This is a genomic window from Tardiphaga sp. GW821-FHT12E02 (genome assembly GCF_058807155.1).
Genome location: NZ_JBXAQK010000001.1, coordinates 1,880,951 through 1,900,436, shown reverse-complemented (window position 1 = coordinate 1,900,436; position 19,486 = coordinate 1,880,951). Strand labels below are relative to the sequence as shown.

15 protein-coding genes and 1 pseudogene are annotated in these 19,486 nt (G+C 61.7%); 9 read left to right on the top strand and 7 right to left on the bottom strand.

Annotated features, from left to right (window positions below; genetic code table 11):
- The first annotated feature begins 58 nt into the window (after positions 1 to 58).
- From AC1RQ5_RS08975 to AC1RQ5_RS08960, 4 genes are all read left to right on the top strand, one after another.
- Positions 59 to 721 carry a glutathione S-transferase family protein gene (locus tag AC1RQ5_RS08975; protein ID WP_493198339.1) on the top strand — a complete coding sequence of 221 codons (663 nt, stop codon included), beginning with the start codon at positions 59 to 61 and terminating at the stop codon, positions 719 to 721.
- Between the two features lie 47 nt (positions 722 to 768).
- Positions 769 to 1,293 carry a carboxymuconolactone decarboxylase family protein gene (locus AC1RQ5_RS08970; protein WP_398479447.1) on the top strand — a complete coding sequence of 175 codons (525 nt, stop codon included), beginning with the start codon at positions 769 to 771 and terminating at the stop codon, positions 1,291 to 1,293.
- A gap of 18 nt (positions 1,294 to 1,311) precedes the next feature.
- A complete protein-coding gene (ybaK, locus tag AC1RQ5_RS08965) occupies positions 1,312 to 1,785 on the top strand; it encodes a Cys-tRNA(Pro) deacylase (protein ID WP_493198337.1) in 474 nt (157 codons plus the stop codon).
- Between the two features lie 104 nt (positions 1,786 to 1,889).
- The gene (locus AC1RQ5_RS08960; protein WP_493198335.1) at positions 1,890 to 2,195 is read left to right on the top strand and encodes a DUF3551 domain-containing protein; all 306 of its coding nucleotides are present in this window, start codon (positions 1,890 to 1,892) and stop codon (positions 2,193 to 2,195) included.
- Between the two features lie 10 nt (positions 2,196 to 2,205).
- Here AC1RQ5_RS08960 and AC1RQ5_RS08955 read toward each other — a convergent pair whose 3' ends face one another.
- From AC1RQ5_RS08955 to AC1RQ5_RS08940, 4 genes are all read right to left on the bottom strand, one after another.
- On the bottom strand, positions 2,206 to 2,397 hold the full coding sequence (locus AC1RQ5_RS08955) for a hypothetical protein (protein WP_398479453.1): 192 nt from the start codon (positions 2,395 to 2,397) through the stop codon (positions 2,206 to 2,208).
- Complete coding sequence (locus AC1RQ5_RS08950; RefSeq protein ID WP_493198333.1) at positions 2,394 to 3,539, bottom strand: PepSY-associated TM helix domain-containing protein; 1,146 nt, start codon at positions 3,537 to 3,539, stop codon at positions 2,394 to 2,396. Before AC1RQ5_RS08950 ends, AC1RQ5_RS08955 begins: the two co-directional genes overlap by 4 nt.
- Positions 3,540 to 3,676: 137 nt before the next feature.
- Positions 3,677 to 5,929, bottom strand: a complete 2,253-nt coding sequence (locus AC1RQ5_RS08945; RefSeq protein WP_493198331.1) for a TonB-dependent siderophore receptor — start codon at positions 5,927 to 5,929, stop codon at positions 3,677 to 3,679.
- A gap of 235 nt (positions 5,930 to 6,164) precedes the next feature.
- Complete coding sequence (locus tag AC1RQ5_RS08940; RefSeq protein WP_493198329.1) at positions 6,165 to 7,871, bottom strand: methyl-accepting chemotaxis protein; 1,707 nt, start codon at positions 7,869 to 7,871, stop codon at positions 6,165 to 6,167.
- A gap of 366 nt (positions 7,872 to 8,237) precedes the next feature.
- Between AC1RQ5_RS08940 and AC1RQ5_RS08935 the strand changes: the two genes are divergently transcribed.
- From AC1RQ5_RS08935 to AC1RQ5_RS08915, 5 genes and pseudogenes are all read left to right on the top strand, one after another.
- A complete protein-coding gene (locus AC1RQ5_RS08935; protein ID WP_493203365.1) occupies positions 8,238 to 9,146 on the top strand; it encodes a DMT family transporter in 909 nt (302 codons plus the stop codon).
- 94 nt (positions 9,147 to 9,240) lie between these two features.
- The gene (locus AC1RQ5_RS08930) at positions 9,241 to 10,740 is read left to right on the top strand and encodes a sensor histidine kinase (RefSeq protein ID WP_493198327.1); all 1,500 of its coding nucleotides are present in this window, start codon (positions 9,241 to 9,243) and stop codon (positions 10,738 to 10,740) included.
- Positions 10,741 to 10,950: 210 nt separating this feature from the next.
- Complete coding sequence (locus tag AC1RQ5_RS08925; RefSeq protein ID WP_493203363.1) at positions 10,951 to 11,859, top strand: Bug family tripartite tricarboxylate transporter substrate binding protein; 909 nt, start codon at positions 10,951 to 10,953, stop codon at positions 11,857 to 11,859.
- A 139-nt stretch (positions 11,860 to 11,998) separates the two neighbouring features.
- Positions 11,999 to 12,288: pseudogene (locus tag AC1RQ5_RS08920) on the top strand (GIY-YIG nuclease family protein).
- 288 nt (positions 12,289 to 12,576) lie between these two features.
- Positions 12,577 to 13,932, top strand: coding sequence for an esterase-like activity of phytase family protein (locus AC1RQ5_RS08915; RefSeq protein ID WP_493198326.1), 1,356 nt, complete (start codon positions 12,577 to 12,579; stop codon positions 13,930 to 13,932).
- 107 nt (positions 13,933 to 14,039) lie between these two features.
- On the opposite strand, the gene AC1RQ5_RS08910 is transcribed toward AC1RQ5_RS08915, so the two are convergent.
- The 3 genes from AC1RQ5_RS08910 to serA form a co-directional block, all read right to left on the bottom strand.
- Positions 14,040 to 15,728 (bottom strand): methyl-accepting chemotaxis protein, encoded by a 1,689-nt coding sequence (locus tag AC1RQ5_RS08910; RefSeq protein WP_493198324.1) that lies wholly within the window; start codon positions 15,726 to 15,728, stop codon positions 14,040 to 14,042.
- Between the two features lie 279 nt (positions 15,729 to 16,007).
- A complete protein-coding gene (locus AC1RQ5_RS08905; protein ID WP_493198322.1) occupies positions 16,008 to 17,687 on the bottom strand; it encodes a methyl-accepting chemotaxis protein in 1,680 nt (559 codons plus the stop codon).
- 197 nt (positions 17,688 to 17,884) lie between these two features.
- Positions 17,885 to 19,474, bottom strand: a complete 1,590-nt coding sequence (gene serA, locus AC1RQ5_RS08900; RefSeq protein ID WP_493198320.1) for a phosphoglycerate dehydrogenase — start codon at positions 19,472 to 19,474, stop codon at positions 17,885 to 17,887.
- Positions 19,475 to 19,486 lie beyond the last annotated feature (12 nt).

Sequence of the window (19,486 nt, the reverse complement as noted above, 5' to 3'; positions counted from 1 at the left end):
ATCAGCGCCTGAACCTGCGATCATAGGCGAAAATACCAACACTGGAAGGACACGCGCGATGCCAACCTACCGCCTGCACTATTTTCCGGAATCCGGAAACAGTTTCAAACTCGCGCTGATGCTCACGCTGTGTGGGCAATCGTTCGAACCGGTATGGACGGACTTCAACGGCGGCGTGACGCGGAGCAAGGAATGGCGCGCCGCGGTCAATCCGATGGGCGAGATTCCGGTGCTCGAAGTGGACGGCGAGAAGCTGACGCAAACGGCGCCGATCCTGCTGCAGCTCGCGCAACAATTCGGCCAGTTCGGCGGCGACAGCGATGCGGAACGGTTCGAGATCCTGCGCTGGCTGTTCTGGGACAACCACAAGCTCACCGGCTATATGGCAACCTATCGCTTCCAGCGCGCGTTCATGCCGACTGTCGACCCGCATGTGCAGACCTATTTTCGCAGGCGGCTCGGCGATTTTCTCGGCATTCTCGACACCCATCTGCAAAGCAATGCCTTCGCGATCGGCGCCAAGCCGAGCGTCGCCGACATCTCGATGATGGCCTATCTGCATTTTCCTGCTGACGAACACGGCTTCGACTTCGCGGTGAGCCATCCGGCCATCCGCGGATGGCTGGACCGCATGGCGAAGTTGCCGGGCTATAAACCGGCCTACGAGCTATTGCCGGGTCAGCGGATGATGAATTACGCAAAAGACGGATCGCGCGACTGATCCGCAGCCCACGCACCAAGAACAAGAAACAGACCCGAGGAACCAGTATGGCCCGCATCGACTACAGCGATCCCGCAACCGCCAGCGAACGCACGCGCGAACTGCTCGGCAAGAACCGCAATGCCAACATCTTCCGCATGATGGCGCATTCGCCGAGCTATCTTGAGCAATATTGCCGGCTTGGCGGCGCGATCCGTAACAAAGGCGAGCTCGATCCCGTGATCCGCGAACTTGCGATCACGCGCACGGGCATCCTCTGCGAAGCTCCGTACGAAGTGGCCGCACACAAGCGGATCGGCGGTTATGTCGGCGTCAGCGACGAGCAGAATGCAGCCCTCGACGACTGGGAAAGCGCAACCTGCTTCGACGATACTCAACGCGCGGCGCTCGCCTTCACAGACGAGATCGTGAAACTGCACCGGCCCTCCGACGCGACCTTCCAGGCGATCGCAGCCAGGCTTACGCCGGGTGCGCTGGTGGAGTTGCAGCTGTCTGTCGGCTTCTACATCATGACCTCGAAATTTCTCGAAACCTTTGCTATCGACATGCAGCCGGTCACCGAGGTCGTGTGATCTTTCAACGAGCTTCCGATGTCCAAGTCCACCCGCGCCACCCAGACCCTCACAAAACTGGGTGCCACCTTCACGCTGCATACCTATGACTACGATCCCGATGCCGAGAGCATCGGGCTGCAGGCGGCGGAAGCGCTCGGCATCGCGCCGCAACGCATGCTCAAGACGCTGATGGCGGATGTCGACGGCAAGCCGGTTTGCGTGGTGGTGCCGTCGGACAAGGAAGTGAGCATGAAGAAGCTTGCCGCGGCTTTTCGCGGCAAGTCAGCCAAGATGATGAAGCCGGCCGACGCCGAGCGCATCACTGGATACCATGTGGGCGGCATCAGCCCATTCGGGCAGAAGAAGCGTGTGCCCACGGCAATTGAACAGGCCGCACTGGCCGAGACCACCGTCTATCTGAATGGCGGCCAGCGCGGGCTGCAGATCGAGATCGCTCCGGACGTAGCACGGACCGCACTGGATGCGACGACCGCCACATTGACGGATTGAAGCGCATCACACTGCTGGCATCGCGGCAATGAACCGCTGGGTGGTCCGGGAACACCGATATAGGCTTCGCATTGTTGTCGTCGAACCTCGAAGGGAGCATCGACATGCGCGCAATCCTCGCCGCTACCGCATTTCTCGTCGCCGCAGGCGGCCTCAGCAGCATTGGCGTGACCTCCGCCGAAGCCCGCGACTATCCATGGTGCTCGCGCACCTCGGCCACCGGATTCAATCCGGACTGCGCCTTCACGTCCTACCCGCAATGCATGGCCACCGTCAGCGGCCAGCGCGGCGACTGCATGCGTAACCCGTTCATCGCGTTCGGAGAGCAGCGCGAGTCGCGCCGCAAGGGGCGCCAGTATCGCGAACAGCACAATGACTGGAACAATAACGGCTGGACTCCGCGCTGGTAAACAGTGCGGCTTAGCCCTTTCGCCAATAAGCCCAGGCGGCGATGGCGATCGGCAGGCCGACGCCGAACCACGAGAAATAGCGGCCGAGATCGCCGGCGAGCAGCGCCGACAGGAGCCCCACCAGCGAGAGCACGCCGATCACGATCGGCGCACCGAATACGCGCAGCCATGGCGGGCGCTGCGAGGACACCGGCTCGCTCATGACGAGGCCTGTGCGATGGCTGCTGCATTTGGAGCAACACGCGCCGGCCGTCGCTGCTTCCGACGGCGCGCGATATAGAGATAGAGTCCGCTCCCAAGCACGATCATCGTGAACACGGTCAGCAGCGCCCAGATGATCTTCAGCGGCATGCCGCCATAGTCACCGAAATGCAGCGGTTGCGAGACCAGCACCGCTTTCAAATAAAGTGGCAGGTCGCTGGTGCTGGACACTGTTCCGGTCTCGCCATCGAGCAGCACCGGCTTCACTAGCCGCGACGTCAGCGGCGTGTCGCCGCGCAGGAACACTGCGAAGTGATGCGTCGACGTGAAGGGCGTTCCCGGAAATGCAATGAAGGCCGGCTCCATGCCCGGCGTCGCCGTCATGGCGTTGCGGACCACGGCATCCAGAGACGCCAGCTTCGTCGGTGTCGGCTGCCCCGCATAGGGCGCGGCAATGGCGGTGAGTTCGTTGCGTTGCCAGACGCCGAGCAGCAATTCGGCATAGGCGTTGAGAACGCCGGTGCCACCCACGACCAGTGCCCAGACGACGGTGACGACACCCAGCAGGTTGTGCCAGTCGAGCCACCAGACCCGCCGTGACTTCTGCTTTCGGATCGCTGCGAAATTCAGCCGCCGGGTGAATGGCCAATACAGCACCACGCCTGACACAATGGCGACCATGAACACGAAGCCCATCAGCCCCATGAACCATTTGCCGGGCAGGCCGAGATACATATCGGTATGCAGCCGCAGCATCACGAGCATGGGGCCGGTGCCGAGCAGGCCCACGGGCTTGGCCGTATAGGCATCGAGGGCCTTGACCACCGTTGTCTGCGGATCCGACGTCACCGTCTTGTTGGTGAAGGTCGAAACCATCCACGGCTCGTCCTTGTCCCAGCCCATATAGAGCATGACATTGCCGGGATGATCGGCCAGCGCAGCGCGGCCGATGTCGTCGAGGCTGAGCTTCGCCGCGCCGGCCGGGCGCACATCCGGCTGTGGCGAATAACCGAGCACGTCGTCGATCTCATGATGGAAGATCAGCGGCAGCCCCGTGAGACAGAGCAGCAGCAGAAAGACGGTTGAGATCAGACTGGTCCAGGTGTGGATCACCGACCAGACGCGGGCCGTTCGTGCTTTCAACGGATCGCTCCCTCAAGCGCAGAAAATGCAAATGTCGCCTCCGACGACCGGAGACGACATAAACGAGATTGACCAGAAACGCGACAGCGGCGGGAAGAGCGGTAAGCAGAGCGTCCCGCCGCCAATGTCAGGTCAGCTTACCACTTGTAGCCGATGCTGCCGACGACACGGCGGCGATCACCGTAGAAGCAGGAATTTTCCGCAGCACAGCTCGCCACATAGATTTCGTCCGTAACGTTGTTGGCGTTGACCGCAAAGCGCCAGTTCTGCCAGTCGTAATGCACCGACAGATCGGCCAGCACGCGCGACGGCACCACCAGCGTATTGGCCTGGTCCGCGAAAGAACCGCCGACATAGCGCACGCCACCACCAAAACCGAAACCACGCAGGACGCCATCCTGGAATGTGTAGTCAGCCCAGCCCGATGCCATTTGCTGCGGCGTGTTGGTCGGGGTCTTGCCGATCAGCGCAGGGTTGAAGTCCTTGCTGACGAACAGATTGTAGGTCGTGAACGAGCCCACCACCTTGAAACCCGGTGCCAGATTGGCAACGGCCTCGAGTTCCAGACCACGCGAAGTGACTTCACCACTCTGGGTGGGGATCAGGATATTGGCGGGATCCGTGGTCAGTGCGTTCTGACGCTTCAGGTCGAAATAGGCGAAGCCGAAGTGACCATTGAAGCCGACTGGCTGGAACTTGACGCCGACTTCCGTCTGCTGGCCGGTTTCAGGCAACAGCAGTTGGTTAGAGCCGTCGAGACCGATGACCGGATTGAAGCTGGTCGCATACGAGATGTAAGGCGCAAGCCCGTTATCGAAATTGTAGATCAAGCCGGCACGACCACTGAACTTGCTGACATCGCGCGAGAGTCCCGAGGCAGTCTCGTTGGTATCGACCCAGTCATTGCGGCCCGAGAGCACCAGCGTAAAGCGATCAAGCTTGATCTGGTCCTGCAGATAGACACCAGCCTGCCTTTGGGTCAGCGTGGTGTCGCGATAGGGTGCAGCCGTCAGAGGGGCGGCGCCGGTATAGACCGGATTCAGCACATTGATCGGCGTGATCGTCCCACCAAATGCCTGCGTATCGCCGATCGAATAGTGCTTCAAATCGAGCCCGAACAGCGCCGTGTGGCTCAGAATGCCAGTGGTGAAGCGATATTCGAGCTGGTTGTCCATCTGCGCCTGGTCAGCAATTCCGCGCGTCACGAACGGATAGCGCTGGAAGTCACCGGTCGTGGCATTGGCATAGGGATAGCCGCCGGTGATGCCCGCATAGTTCACATCGACATGGGCATAACGCGCATTCTGACGGAAGGTGATGTTGTCCGACAAATGGCGCTCGAACTGATAGCCGAGCATCTCCTGCTCGCGCTTGAACTTGTCGAAATTCGGCTCACCACCAAAGAAGCTGGTCGGGATGCGACCGAACGGGGCATTCGTGACCGTGCCGAGATACGGCAAGAACTGCGCTGCGCGTGTTTCATTGTAGGACGCCGAGCCAAGAATTGTCAGCGTCGTGTCAGCATCCGGCTTCCAGGTGAGCGACGGTGCGATGAAATAGTTGTTGTTCGGCGTGAAATCGGTCTGCGTGCCGCCATTCTGCAACTGGCCGACAATGCGCGTGTAGAGCTCGCCATTGCCCGGCGCCAGCTTGATCGGCGTGTTGATGTCGAAACCGAAATAGCCATTACCGAAATTGTCGACACCCGTCTCGATGTAACGGATCGGCTCGGCCTGCGGCAGCTTGCTGACTGCATTGACGATGCCGCTCGGGCTCGAGCCACCATAAAGAATCGCCGACGGACCGCGCAGAACCTCGACGCGTTCCATGTTGAAGGGCTGCAGCTTCCAGCTGGCATAGGACGTGTAGAACAGCTGCATGCCGTCGAGGAACATGCTGTTATCATCGGACTTGAAGCCGCGAATGATGAACCAGTCATTGCGATTGTCAGCGCCGAAAGTCGCGGAAAACACGCCGGGCGCGTAGCGCAGGATGTCGTCGAACTTGCGCGGCGCCTGATCGCGGATCTGCTCGGCGCCGATCACGGTGATGGACTGCGGCGTTTCGTTGATCGGCGTATTGGTCTTGGTGCCGGTGGACGAGCGATTGGCGACATAGCCCTGAATCGGACCACGCGGGCTTTCCACGAAAACATTGCTGCGTGGCGGCTGAGCGACCGGACGCGGCGCGACCACGGTACGGGCCGCGCGCGGCGCGCGCTGGGCGGCCGCGCGGCGGCGCTGGGCTGGCTGGTTCACCACGACGGGCGGCAGGTTCTGCGCGCCGCTCTGCGCCGTATTCGACTGCGCATGCGCCAAATCGAAAGACAAGATGCTGAGCGCGCCGGCCGACGACAACAGTGCAAGTCGCGAGAAATGGATGATGTTCAAGATGGGCCCCCGTGATCCATGCCGCTCCTGCGATCACTGGATCTGCTATTTCAGGCATCGGGGTTATTCGGGCGCGCACGAGTCCGCCAATAGAACCATTCCAAAATTGTCACAATCGGCAGAGCTGTGACCTAAGCGCCGCACTCTGTGTATGGATATGTCGCGAGTGCTATTTGAAAGCAACATAACGATACCGCCAGCATATGGGCCGACGGCATCGTCACGACAAATCGACTTAAGCTGCGCGGACCGAGCGCAGGAAATTGCCGACCTCGCGCTTCAGGCGCGCGCTTTCGCCCGACAGCGATTGTGCGGCGCTCAGCACATGCGACGATGCGGACCCCGCTTCCTCGACACCGCGCTGAACGTCGGTGATATTCGCGCTCACTTGCATCGTGCCTTCCGCGGCTTGCTGCACGTTGCGTGAAATCTCCTGGGTCGTGGCGCCCTGTTCCTCGACAGCAGCGGCAATCACCGAAGCGATCTCCGACATCTGGCCGATGGTGGTGGAGATCTCCTTGATCGCCGACACCGAGTCTTCGGTGGCCTTCTGGATACCGGAAACCTGCAGGCTGATTTCGCCGGTCGCCTTGGCGGTCTGCTCGGCAAGCGCCTTCACTTCCGCAGCCACGACCGCAAAGCCGCGACCGGCTTCACCTGCACGCGCTGCCTCGATGGTGGCGTTCAGCGCGAGCAGATTGGTCTGCCCGGCAATCGTATTGATCAGCTCGACGACGTCACCGATGCGGGCGGCGGCGGCGGCCAGTTCACTGACACGGTTGTTGGTGTTGTCGGCCTGCGAGACGGCTTCACCGGCGATGCGCGCCGCACTCTGCACCTGGCGGCTGATCTCGTGCACCGACGACGACAATTCTTCCGTCGCAGCGGCGACGGACTGCACATTGGTCGCGGCCTCTTCGGATGCGCCGGCAACGGCCGTCGCGCGCACCTGCGAATGGTCCGACGTGGCACTCAGCGTTCCCGCCGAGGCTTCGAGTTCGGTCGAGGCAGACGACACGGTCTCGACGATCTGACCAACAGCGCCCTCAAATTCGGTTGCGAGCTTCATCATGTCGGCCTTGCGCTGCTCGGCGGCACGCGCCTCCATCGCCACCTGCTCCGCCTTCATGCGCTCGACTTCGAGGCCGTTCGCCTTGAACACCGCAAGCGCCGTGATGATCTCGCCGATTTCGTCGCCGCGCGACGTCGCCGGAACATCCACCGTGAGGTCGCCCTTTGCGAGCGTGTTCATGGCCGCAATGCTGGCTTTCAGCGGACGCACGATGGTGCTGCGCGCAATGAAGTAGCTGAGCACGATCGACACCAGCATCACCGCGATCGTCGCATAGACGATGGTCCACAGAGTCTCCTGCGCGGTCTCAAGGAAATCGACCTTCTTGATGCCGACATAGAGAATGCCGATGACGTTGCGGCTGGCATCGAAGATCGGGTCATAGACGGTCATATAGGGCTCGCCCAGGATCGCGACTTCGCCGCGGAACGCGGTCTTGCGATCGAACACGGACTCATAGGCCGGCCCCTTGGCGAGCTGGGTGCCGATGGCACGCGTGCCGTCGGCCTTCATCACATTGGTCGAGATGCGGGTATCGTTCATGAAGATCGTGGCGGTGCCGCCGACCAGCGTCTTGATCTTGTCCACGGCCGCGAAATTGCCGTTCAGTGGCTTGCCATCGGCGAGCAGCTTGCCGTCGGCGATGCTGAACTTGTCGCCGCTCTCGCGCAGCACATCCCATGCGACACGCATATTGGTGTCCACACGCTCGGTCGCAGACTTGGTCGCGCCCTGTTCGAGCACGTATTTCGCGACGAAGGTCACGCAAACGCCGAGGGTGAGAATACCGGCCACCGACATCATGATGATCTTGGGGCCGAGACTGAAGCCGCGACCATTGGCTTTTGGCTGGGAAGCGGGCACTGACATCTGCAATCTCCTCGCGCGCGCAAACCCCTCGGCTGGCGCTGCAATGGTGGCAGGTCCCGCACTCAATAGTGCTGCCATCGCGATCGGATGGCGGGGTCCTGCGGCTGAAAAAGGTTTGGCTCTACACCGTCCAGTCGTAGGTGCCGGCCGTTGGAAATCGGTTAAAGTTCGCCCAGCGAAATTGGTATAATGGTATCAATCTTGCTTTCCAGCGGTTTTCGGATACCGAGCAGGAGAGCCTCGGTCCGCGCCTTTTCGACACAGGTACCTCAACCAGCCAGACCGACGCATGGTGGCCAAGCACCCGCGTCACTTGTGCCAGTGGCCGAATTGCCCGCCTATGGATGGACAGATCTCGTCGGGCCGATGTCCTCCACGCCAAAGCATTCCCCCCTTAGCTGGTTCGCCAACCAGCCCTATCTCCTGCTCAGCCTGACCTCGCTGTTCTGGGCTGGCAATATCGTGCTCGGCCGCTATGTCGCCGGTCACGTTCCTCCGGTGACGCTGTCCTGTGTGCGCTGGATCGGTGCCTTCTTCCTCCTGCTCCCATTCGCATGGGTGCCGCTGCGCTCTGACTGGCCTGTCATCCGCAAGCACCTGCCTCTGGTCCTCGTGCTGGCATTCACCGGCTTTGCGGCCAACACGGCCCTTGCTTACTGGGGACTGCAATACACGCAGGCCCTGAACGGCCTCCTGATCCAGTCCTCCGGCCCGCTCTGCGTGGCGCTATGGACGCTGATCCTGTTCGGCGTCCGGCTGACCTTGGCGCAGTTGCTCGGGATCGTGGTGTCGATGACCGGCGTATTCGTCATCATCCTGCGCGGCGATCTGACGGCACTTGCCAGCATCGAGATCAACAAGGGCGACGCCATGCTGTTCGGCGCCCTGCTGGTGTTCGGCATCTATTCGGCCCTGATGATCAAACGACCGGTGACGCATCCGATGTCGCTGATCGCAGCAACCACCGGTTTCGGCGCACTGATGAGCGTCCCGGCCAGCCTGTGGGAGCTCAATTCCGGTACGCCGCTGTTTTTCGACCGTGTGACGTTGCTCGCGCTCGCTTATGCAGTCATCTTCCCGTCTGCGCTGGCCTATCTGTTCTTCAATCGGGGAATCGCATTGATCGGCCCGAACCGGGCGGCGCCGTTTTTGCACCTGATGCCCGTATTCGGCTCGGCGATGGCGATCGTCTTTCTCGGCGAACAGCCGCAAGCATTTCACCTGGCCGGCTATGTGCTCGTGATCTCCGGCGTGATCATCGCCTCACGTCGTTGAGGCATCGGACCGCAGAAACGGGGGATGGCGGCGGCTCGCGAATAACATTAGTATATCGACGCCGCTTCGCCAAAGAGAGAGCTCCGGACCCACCGTGCGAAAACTGTCATTGCCGGTTCGTTTGGCTTTGCTCGTGGCAGGCTCCACGCTCCCGCTCATCATCTTCGTCAGCGTCGTCATCTATCGCGGCTACGAGAAGGACCGTGAAGATGCCGCAACGCGCGTGCTCGAAACCGCACGCAGCCTGCGCATCGTCCTCGACGCGGAGATGCAGCGCATCACCGGCAGCCTGCACATCGTATCACTGACCAGTTCCCTGCGTAGCGGAGATTTCGAGCGCTTCCGCCGGATCGCCGACGGCTTCCTCGCGCAATATCCGCCCGGTGGCGCCATGATCATTGCCGATCGCAACGGCAGGCAATTGTTCTCGACGACGACGACCGATGTGAGCGCACTGCCGCCACGGAACAATATGGACGTGGTGCGTAAAGTATTCGACACCGGCAAGCCTGTATTCTCGAACGTCTTTGTCGGCTCGGGCATCAACCGGCAAATCCTGACCGTGGAAATCCCGGTCACGATCGATAACCATGTCGTCTACGACATCTCCTTCATGCTTCCGACCGCGATGTTCCAGAGCATGATCGAAAAGCAGCGCCCCAATGCCGATTGGGCCGTTTCGATATTCGATGCGGAGGGCACCAATTTCGCCCGGGTGCCAAATCCGCAGGAGACTGTCGGCAAGAAGGCGTCGCCGACGCTGCTCGCCGAAATGTTCAAGGCACAAGAGGCGACGTTCCAGACCATTTCGCTCGAAGGCGTGCCGCTGATCACGGCCGTCGCGCGCTCGCCGATGTCGGGATGGATGGTTGCGTCAGGCATCCCGACGAGTTCTCTGGTCCTTCCGCTGCTACACAATCTCGCCATCACCATTGCCATCGGCATTCTGCTGATGCTGGTCGGCGTGGCCTTTGCGCTCCGGATGGCAAGCGCCATCGCGCGCGGCGAGACACTGCAGGCCTTGCTGGTCGAAGAGCTCAATCACCGCGTCAAGAACACCCTCGCCGTGCTGCAGACAATCGCCAGCCAGACATTCCGCAGCGCCTCCAAAAGCGAGCGCGAGACGTTCGACGGCCGGCTCGGCGCATTGGCGCGAGCGCATGACCTACTCAGCCAGGAGAAATGGGCCGGTGCCGGAGTGCACGATGTCGTCAACCGCGTGCTTGAGCCCTATTCCGTTCTGAACACACCACGCATCACGATCTCCGGCCCCAAACTGCCGCTGACGCCGCCGCGTGCGGTGATGATGTCGATGATCCTGCACGAGATCGCGACCAATGCCGCCAAATACGGCGCACTGTCCAGCGACAGCGGCAAGATCACCATCGACTGGAAGCAATTGCCCGAGTCATCGCCGCCAAAGCTGCAGATGACCTGGGTCGAATCCGGAGGCCCGCGCGTGACGGCACCGACCCGCAAGGGCTTTGGCTCGCGCCTGATCGAACGCGGTGCGCGCGACCAGCTTGGTGGCAGCGCGACTGCCGACTTCCTCCCCACCGGTGTCGTCTACACGATCGAATGCGCGCTGGCCTGATACGTCCGGCAACCGAACGCGCGCATATGCGCTGAACTACAATCGCCCTTTTCTCTTTCTCCGATCGATCGGCTCGGCTAGGTTGCTCGCAACAATCTCGGCCACCAAGGTCGTTATCAGGAGAGGAATGGAATGACCGGACTTCGAGTGTTTCGCAGCGTCATGCGCACCACGATGACCGTTGCGCTGATCGGCGCGGCAACCGGCGCGATGGCCCAGACGGCCAATTACCCGAACCGACCGATCACATTGGTACTGCCCTTCGCCGCCGGCAGCGGAACAGACACGACCACCCGCCTGATTGCCAAGGAACTCGGCACCGCGCTGAACACGACCACCGTGATCGACAACAAGGCCGGCGCCAACGGCTCCATTGCCGCCAGCTTCGTGGCGCGCGCGCCGGCCGATGGCTACACGCTGTTCGTCACGACCAACACGACGCATTCGGCCAATCCGTATCTGCTCAAGACGATGAATTACGATCCCATCAAGGATTTCACGCCGATCGCGCGCACCGGCGACCTGCCCTTCATGCTGGTGATCAATCCGGAAATCCCCGCCAACACGGTGGAAGAACTGATCGCGCTCGCCAAGAAGAATCCCGGCAAATACACCTATGCCAGCGGCAGCTCGTCGGCGATCGTCTCGGGCGCGACCTTCGCGCGGCTCGCCGGCATCGACATGCTGCATGTTCCCTACAAGAGCTCGCCGCCGGCCATGACCGACGTCATCGCCGGCCGCGTCAGCATGATGTTCACCGACGTGCCCACGGGTCTGCCGCATGTGAACGCCAAATCGCTGAAGGCGCTGGCGGTCACGACGAAGTACCGCTCAAAGATCATGCCCGATCTGCCGACCATGGACGAAGCCGGCGTGAAGGGGTTCGACGTCACCTCGTGGCAGGGCTATCTTGGCCCGGCCAATCTGCCGAAGGACATCGTCGTCAAGCTCAATGCCGAGATCCGCAAGATCGTCGAGCGCCCCGACATCCAGAAGGAACTCGCCGGCCGTGGCATGGAAGCTTTCTCCGGAACACCGGAAGAGTTCGACGCGTTCCTGAAAGATCAGTTGGTCGTATGGCAGAAGCTGATCGAGGGCGCGGGCATCGAGAAGCAGTAATGGTGCGTCGTCCCCGCGCAGGCGGGGACCCATAGCCTCCGTCCTGTCCAGGAATGCCCGCACGCGCCTTCGAGCGCCGTCGCACTGACCGTGGTTATGGGTCCCCGCCTGCGCGGGGACGACTGTGGAGGGGGCCGTGGTGTATTACGTGTACATCCTCGCCAGCGCTCGACACGGCACGCTCTATATCGGTGTAACGAACAATCCTGCCAGACGCCTTGCGCAGCACAAGACCGGCAAAGGCTCTAAATTCGCGCAAGCCTACAAGGTGTTTCGCCTCGTCTATGTCGAAGGCTACGACCGTCCCGGCGATGCGATCGCGCGAGAAAACAACTAAAAAAGTGGAATCGCGACTGGAAGATCAGGCTGATCGAGGCTGATAATCCTGAATGGAGTGATCTGTCGCCGCTGCTGGTGCAGGGCTATTGACGCCCTTCTCTCCCGTCGTCCCCGCGCAGGCGGGGACCCATAACCACGGTCAGCGCGAAGGCGCACAGTCGTTTGCGCTGAGTATAGAATGAGAAGACGGAGGTTATGGGTCCCCGCCTACGCGGGGACGACCAATGAGACAGCCCCCAACCGGCCTAACCCGCAGCCACGGCGACGGGATGCCGCAGGGATTTCCACCGCTGTCATCCCGCCTTCATGGAACCGTCGCCTGATCGTAACCGCCACTCTTCAGAACACCGCGCGTGATCACCCTGAGGAGACAAAACCATGCGCAACACGTTCCTTTGCTCCGTCGCTTCCCTCATCTTGCTGTCTTCCACCGCTTTCGCGCAGTCGGAAGGTGAATTCCCCGCCAAGCTCGCCGGCCATGCCGTGCTACCGGCCAATTCGACCGTAGAGGCCCCCGCCGATGCGCCGAATGATCTGAAGACCTCGGGCAAATACACCACCGGCAAGCGCGTCGAGAAGCTCGGCAGCGTGATGGGCAAGTCCAAGGAGCGCGACACCGGCATCATGCTCCCGATGCAGGGCCAGCCACTGCAGGGCCATTCCGGCATCAAGACCATGCCCGACGGCTCGTTCTGGGTGCTGACCGACAATGGCGCCGGCTCGCGCGCCAACTCGCCCGACTACATGATCTATCTCAACCGTCACAAGATCGACTGGAAGAGCGGCAAGATCGAGAAGCAGGAAACCGTATTCCTGCACGATCCCGACAAGAAGGTGCCGTTCCGCATCGTCCATGAAGACACCGCGAAGCGCTATCTGACCGGCTCGGACGTCGACACGGAAGGCTTCCAGATCGTCGGCGACAATTTCTGGCTCGGCGAAGAATTCGGCCCCTACATCATCAAGGCCGACAAGACCGGCAAGGTGCTTGAAGTGTTCGACACCGTGGCCGACGGCAAGCCGGTTCGCTCGCCGGATCACTGGCAGGTCGCCTCGCCGGGCGCACCGGGCGCCAGCTACACCAATGTGAACCTGAAGCGCTCCAAGGGCTATGAAGGTTTTGCGGCGTCGAAGGACGGCAAGTTCCTGTACGGCCTGCTCGAAGGCCCGATCTGGGACGCCGAGAAGAAGGACTGGGAAAAGGTCGACGGCAAGGAAGCCGCGCGCATCCTGGAATTCGACGTCGCCGCCCAGAAGTTCACCGGCCGGTTCTGGCACTATGTGTTCGAAGCCAACGGCAATGCCATTGGCGACTTCAACATGATCACCGCCGACAACGGCCTGATCATCGAGCGTGACGACGGCGAAGGCACCAAGGACAAGGCCTGCGCCGACGGCAAGCGCGGCACCGACTGCTTTCCGGACCTGCCGAAGCTGAAGCGCGTCTACAAGATCGAGATGAACGACAGCAATGTCGGCAAGCCCGTCCGCAAGGTTGGCTATATCGATCTCTTGAAGATCCAGGACCCGAACAAGCTGGCGAAGAAGCCGCTCAATGACGGCGTGCTGGCCTTCCCGTTCTTCACCATCGAGAATGTCGATCAGGTCGATGCGACCCATATCATCGTCGGCAACGACAACAACCTGCCGTTCTCGTCGAGCCGCGATCCGAACAAGGCCGACGACAACGAATTCGTGCTGCTCGAAGTTGCCGACTTTCTGAAGGCGAAGTAAGCAAATCCCGGAGACTCTCCCGAAACGCGAAAGCCCTCCCGCAAGGGAGGGCTTTTTCTTATCCCTCCCCCCTGCGCCGCTTCGCGGCTTGAGGGAGGGAAGGACAACTATGCCGCCCGCACCTTTGCCAGGAACTCATCCACCGCCTTGCGCAGGATGCCGGACTGACCATCCAGCTCCTTTGCATTGTTCAGCACGGTGCCCGCCGCCTGCCCGGTCGCTTCCGCGGCCGCGCTGACGCCGCCGATATGCTTGCTGACCTCGTTCGAGCCCGCGGCGACCGACTGGATGTTGCGGGCGATTTCCTGCGTCGCCGCGCCCTGCTCTTCCACCGCGGATGAGATCGTGGTCGTGATCTGGCTCATCTGCGCAATGGTGCCGGTGATGGCATTAATGGAGCTGACGGCATCGCTGGTCGATGCCTGCATCGCCGCAACCTGGGCCGAGATCTCTTCCGTCGCCTTGGCGGTCTGGCTCGCCAATGCCTTCACTTCCGATGCGACGACCGCAAAGCCGCGACCGGATTCGCCCGCGCGCGCCGCTTCGATGGTCGCGTTCAGCGCAAGCAGATTGGTCTGCGACGCGATGCTGTGAATGAGCTGCACCACCTCGCCGATCTTTTCGGCGCCGCTGGCGAGCTGCTGCACCGTGGCATTGGTGCGCTCGGCATCGCCAACAGCGCGGCTGGCGATCTCGCTCGATGCTGCGACCTGACGCAACACCTCGCTGACCGACGCCGACAACTCTTCTGCAGCGGCTGCAACGGTGCCGACATTATCAGACGAACGCGCCGATGCCGCGCCCACTGTCGATGCGCGCGAACTTGCATCGCTGGCGCTTGCGGTCATGGATTGCGCCGTGCCCTGCATACCGGCGGCAGCCGCAGAAACCGAGCGCACGATGCCATTGACGCTGCGTTCGAAGTCGTCGGCGAGACTATCCATCGCCGCACGACGCTCGGCCACTGATCGCGCCTGCGCTTCCGCCTCGACCTTTTCGAGTCCGCGCATACGCAATGCATTGTCCTTGAACACCTGAACCGTCGCGGCCATCGCGCCGATCTCGTCGTGGCGCCCGATTTCCGGAACGGCTTCATCGAGTGCGCCGTCGGCGAGACCGCGCATCCGCGCTCCCAGACGACCGAGCGGCAGCGTGATGCTACGGCCGATCATCCAGGCCAGTACACCGAGCACGGCAATCACGGCCAGCGCTGCGATCACCACCGATCGCGTGCTCTCCCACACCTGCGCCTGCAGGTCGTCGATATAGACGCCGGTGCCGATCACCCAGCCCCATGGCTCGAAGCCGACAACATAAGAGAGCTTTGGCTGCGGCGCGTCCTTGCCGGGCTTGGGCCAGAGATAATCGACAAAGCCGGCCTTCTGCTTCCTCACCACATCGGTGAATTCGACGAACAGGCGCTTGCCGTTCGGATCCTTGTTGGCCGACAGGTCCGAGCCATTCAACTCCGGCTTGATGGCGTGCATCACCATTTTCGGATGCATGTCATTGATCCAGAAATAATCGCCATTGCCGTAGCGCAGCTTTCCGATACGGGCTGCGGCCGCTTTGCGCGCAGCTTCGTCGGAGACGCCGCCCCGCTGCACCGACGCATGTTCTTCCTGCGCGATACCGAGCGCGAGTTCGGTGAGATGGGTCAGTTCACCCTGGCGCTGCTGCTTGAGCGATTCACTGAGCGTGCTGAGCTGCATCCAGGCGAGGCCTGCGAGCCCGCAGAAACTCAGACCGATGATGCTGTAAAGACGAAGGCCGATGGAAAGCCGGATAGGCGGCATGAAGTCACCCGTGCAATGATGCTGAAATATGTAGTCACCATTGCAGCGGGTGGTTTCTAGTTCATGAAGTGAGCGGCCGCCGAACCGTGGCGCGATACCAGCCGCTCAACTAAAATATACAAAAAAGGTATTTAGCGACCGATTTGATAGTAAGCCATTCGTCTATGGCCGGCCGATGCTACGATAGGACGCACGGCCAAGCCTGTCCGGGAAAAGTGAAATGCCTGCGAACGCTGAAAAGCCCTCCTCGTCCGAGGGCCTTTGATTCGTTCCCGCCCCCTAAGCGGCGCGCACCTTGGCGAGGAAATCATCGACCGCTGCGCGCAGCAGGCCGGATTGCCCTTCCAGTTCCTTGGCATTCGACAGCACCTGCGAAGCGGCCGAGCCGGTCGCCTCGGCAGCACTGCTGACACCCCCGATGTGATTGCTGATCTCGCTGGCACCTGTCGAGACCGACTGGATGTTGCGGGCGATCTCCTGCGTCGCAGCGCCCTGCTGCTCCACCGCTTCCGAGATCGTGGTGGTGATCTGGCTCATCTGGGCGATGGTGCCGGTGATGGCGCCGATCGATGCGACGGCCTCGCTGGTGGAAGCCTGCATGGCCGCGACCTGTGCCGAGATTTCCTCGGTCGCCTTGGCGGTCTGGCTCGCCAGCGCCTTCACTTCGGAGGCAACGACTGCAAAGCCGCGACCGGACTCGCCGGCACGTGCGGCTTCGATCGTCGCATTGAGCGCCAGCAGATTGGTTTGCGACGCGATGCTGTGAATGAGCTGCACCACTTCGCCGATCTTCTCGGCGCCACTGGACAGGATCTGCACCGTCGCATTGGTGCGTTCGGCATCGCTGACGGCCTTGCTGGCGATCTCGCTGGAGGCAGCGACCTGACGCAGCACTTCGCTCACCGAGGCCGACAGCTCTTCAGCGGCTGATGCGACCGTGCTGACATTGTCGGACGAGCGGTTGGACGCGGCACTGACCGTGGCGGCGCGTGCGCTGGCATCGCCGGCCGTCGCCGTCATCGATTGCGCGGTGCTCTGCATGCCGGCAGCCGCCGTGGACACGGAACGAACAATGCCGGTCACGCTGCGTTCGAAGTCGGTTGCGAGTGTTTCCATGGCGGCACGACGCTCGGCCGCGATGCGTCCCTGCGCATCCGCCTCGACCTGCTCGAGCGAGCGGATGCGCAGCGCGTTGTCCTTGAACACCTGAACCGACTTCGCCATCGCACCGACTTCGTCGCCGCGGCTGACGCCCGGAATGTCGGCGTCCAACTCTCCCTTCGCGAGCGTCTCCATGCGTGCGCCGAGTTCGCCGAGCGGTGCGGTGATGCTGCGGCCGATCAGCCAGGCGATCACACCCGCCACTGCGGCGATTGCCAGCATCGCAAGCCCGAGCGCCCAGATGATCGGCTTCAGATGCGCGTCGAGATCGTCGAGATAGGCGCCGGTGGCGATGAACATGTTCCAGCCTGGAAGTGCCGCGGCATAGCCCATCTTGCGCGACGGCACCGTTTCATTCGGCTTCTGGAATTCGTAAGTCAGGACGTGCGAGCCCTTGGCCGCGACGCCATCGCGGAATTCCTTGGTGATGGCCACGCCATTGACCAGCGTGTTCAGCCGGTTCGATCCCGGTTTGAAACCAGGCAGATGAACCACATCGCCATCCATGGTGTAGATGAAGAGATAGTTGCCGTTGTCATAGGTCATCGGCTCGATGTGACGCACCAGCTCTGCCGCGGCCGCTTCCTTGGTCAGCTTGCCGGCCGCAACATCCTTCTGAATGTTGGCGGCAACATTCGTCCCGATCTCGACGATCGATTTCAGCTGCAACATGCGCGCATCGAGCATCTCGCGCTTCATCATCTGGGCCGCGAAGATCCCGGAGGCGCAAAGGCCGATCATGGTGACAGCCACCAGGACGACCAGCTTGTAGGTGATACGGATATTGGCGAGCTTCACGGTTTCATTCCCCCAGGCGCGCGACTTCAGTCGCTGATTCCTCGGTCAAACGTACCGGGGTAGTGTTCCCAAATCGTTACAGCCGCCGGACGAGACGAAAGGCCGACACCGATCTAAACGGGAAATTTTTCCGTGAAACGAAAAATCCCCGCCTTTCGGGCGGGGATTTTGTTGAGCGTCAGCCTTTGTCGGGGCGCTTAGAAAGCCAGGGTTTTGGCCTGTTTCACCTGCGGCAAGGCCTGCACCTTGGCCAGCACATCGGCCGGCACCGCGCCGTCCACCTCCACCAGCGCGATGGCGTCGCCGCCTTGGCTCTGGCGACCGAGATGGAAGGTGGCGATATTGATCTTGGCATCGCCGAGCAGCGAGGCGAAGGCGCCGATGAAGCCCGGCTTGTCTTCATTGGTGATGTAGACCATCGACTTGCCGAACTCGGCATCGACGCGGATGCCCTTGATATCGACCAGACGCGGCTTGCCATCGGCATAGACCGTGCCAGACACCGCGCGCTCCTGCCTGTCGGTGGTGACAGCGATGCTGATCAGGCTTTCATAGTCGCTCTGCGCGGCACGCACGACTTCGTCCACGACCATGCCACGTGCGCTCGCCACGCTGGGCGCCGAGACGACATTGATATCACCCAGCATCGGACGCAGCAGGCCCGACAGGGCGGCGGAGGTCAGCGCCTTGATCTTCATCTCGGCAACCGCGCCCTCATAGGTAATGGTCACCTTGGCGATGTCGCTGTCGGTGAGCTGGCCGGCGAACGAGCCGAGCTTTTCGGCGAGTTCGATGAAAGGCTTCAGCTTCGGCGCTTCTTCAGCAGTGATCGACGGGAAGTTGATCGCATTGGAGATCGCGCCGGACAGCAGATAGTCCGACATCTGCTCGGCCACCTGCAGCGCGACATTCTCCTGCGCTTCATTGGTGGATGCGCCCAGATGCGGCGTGCAGATCACATTGGGATGGCCGAACAGCACGTTCTTGGTGGCAGGCTCCTCGACGAAGACGTCGAAGGCGGCACCGGCGACCTGGCCGCTGTTCAGTGCGTCAGCCAGCGCCTGCTCATCGACAAGACCACCGCGGGCGCAATTGATGATGCGCACGCCCTTCTTCATCTTGGCGATGGCTGCGGCGTCGATGATGTTCTTGGTCTTCTCGGTCAGCGGCGTGTGCAGCGTGATGAAGTCGGCGCGCTTGAACAGGTCGTCGAGCTCGACCTTCTCGACGCCGATATCCTTGGCGCGCTCCGGCGACAGGAACGGATCGAAGGCGATGACCTTCATGCGCAGGCCGAGCGCGCGATCGGCGGCGATGGCGCCGATGTTGCCGCAGCCGATCACGCCCAGCGTCTTGCCGGTGATCTCGACGCCCATGAAGCGGTTCTTCTCCCACTTGCCGGCTTGCGTGGAGGCATCGGCCTGCGGGATTTCGCGGGCGAGCGAGAGCATCAGCGTAATTGCGTGTTCGGCGGTGGTGATCGAATTGCCGAACGGCGTGTTCATCACGATGATGCCCTTGGCCGTGGCCGCGGGGATCTCGACATTATCCACGCCGATGCCGGCGCGGCCGATCACCTTCAGGCGCGTCGCCTTCTCGATGATCTTTGCCGTGGCCTTGGTCGCGGAGCGGATAGCGAGGCCATCATAGTTGCCGATGATCTCGGCGAGCTTGTCCTTGTCCTTGCCGAGGTTCGGCTGGAAATCGACATCGATTCCGCGATCCTTGAAGATCTGCACGGCAGCGGGGGAGAGAGCGTCGGAGATGAGAACTTTGGGGGCGGTCATGGGATGTGATCC

Excerpts from the sequence above, each read along its gene's own strand:
- serA (WP_493198320.1), bottom strand. The coding sequence starts at position 19,474 with ATGACCGCCCCCAAAGTTCTCATCTCCGACGCTCTCTCCCCCGCTGCC.
- AC1RQ5_RS08975 (WP_493198339.1), top strand. The coding sequence starts at position 59 with ATGCCAACCTACCGCCTGCACTATTTTCCGGAATCCGGAAACAGTTTC.
- AC1RQ5_RS08970 (WP_398479447.1), top strand. The coding sequence starts at position 769 with ATGGCCCGCATCGACTACAGCGATCCCGCAACCGCCAGCGAACGCACG.
- AC1RQ5_RS08910 (WP_493198324.1), bottom strand. The coding sequence starts at position 15,728 with ATGCCGCCTATCCGGCTTTCCATCGGCCTTCGTCTTTACAGCATCATC.
- AC1RQ5_RS08925 (WP_493203363.1), top strand. The coding sequence starts at position 10,951 with ATGGCCCAGACGGCCAATTACCCGAACCGACCGATCACATTGGTACTG.
- AC1RQ5_RS08960 (WP_493198335.1), top strand. The coding sequence starts at position 1,890 with ATGCGCGCAATCCTCGCCGCTACCGCATTTCTCGTCGCCGCAGGCGGC.
- AC1RQ5_RS08915 (WP_493198326.1), top strand. The coding sequence starts at position 12,577 with ATGCGCAACACGTTCCTTTGCTCCGTCGCTTCCCTCATCTTGCTGTCT.
- ybaK (WP_493198337.1), top strand. The coding sequence starts at position 1,312 with ATGTCCAAGTCCACCCGCGCCACCCAGACCCTCACAAAACTGGGTGCC.
- AC1RQ5_RS08955 (WP_398479453.1), bottom strand. The coding sequence starts at position 2,397 with ATGAGCGAGCCGGTGTCCTCGCAGCGCCCGCCATGGCTGCGCGTATTC.
- AC1RQ5_RS08935 (WP_493203365.1), top strand. The coding sequence starts at position 8,238 with ATGTCCTCCACGCCAAAGCATTCCCCCCTTAGCTGGTTCGCCAACCAG.
- AC1RQ5_RS08940 (WP_493198329.1), bottom strand. The coding sequence starts at position 7,871 with ATGTCAGTGCCCGCTTCCCAGCCAAAAGCCAATGGTCGCGGCTTCAGT.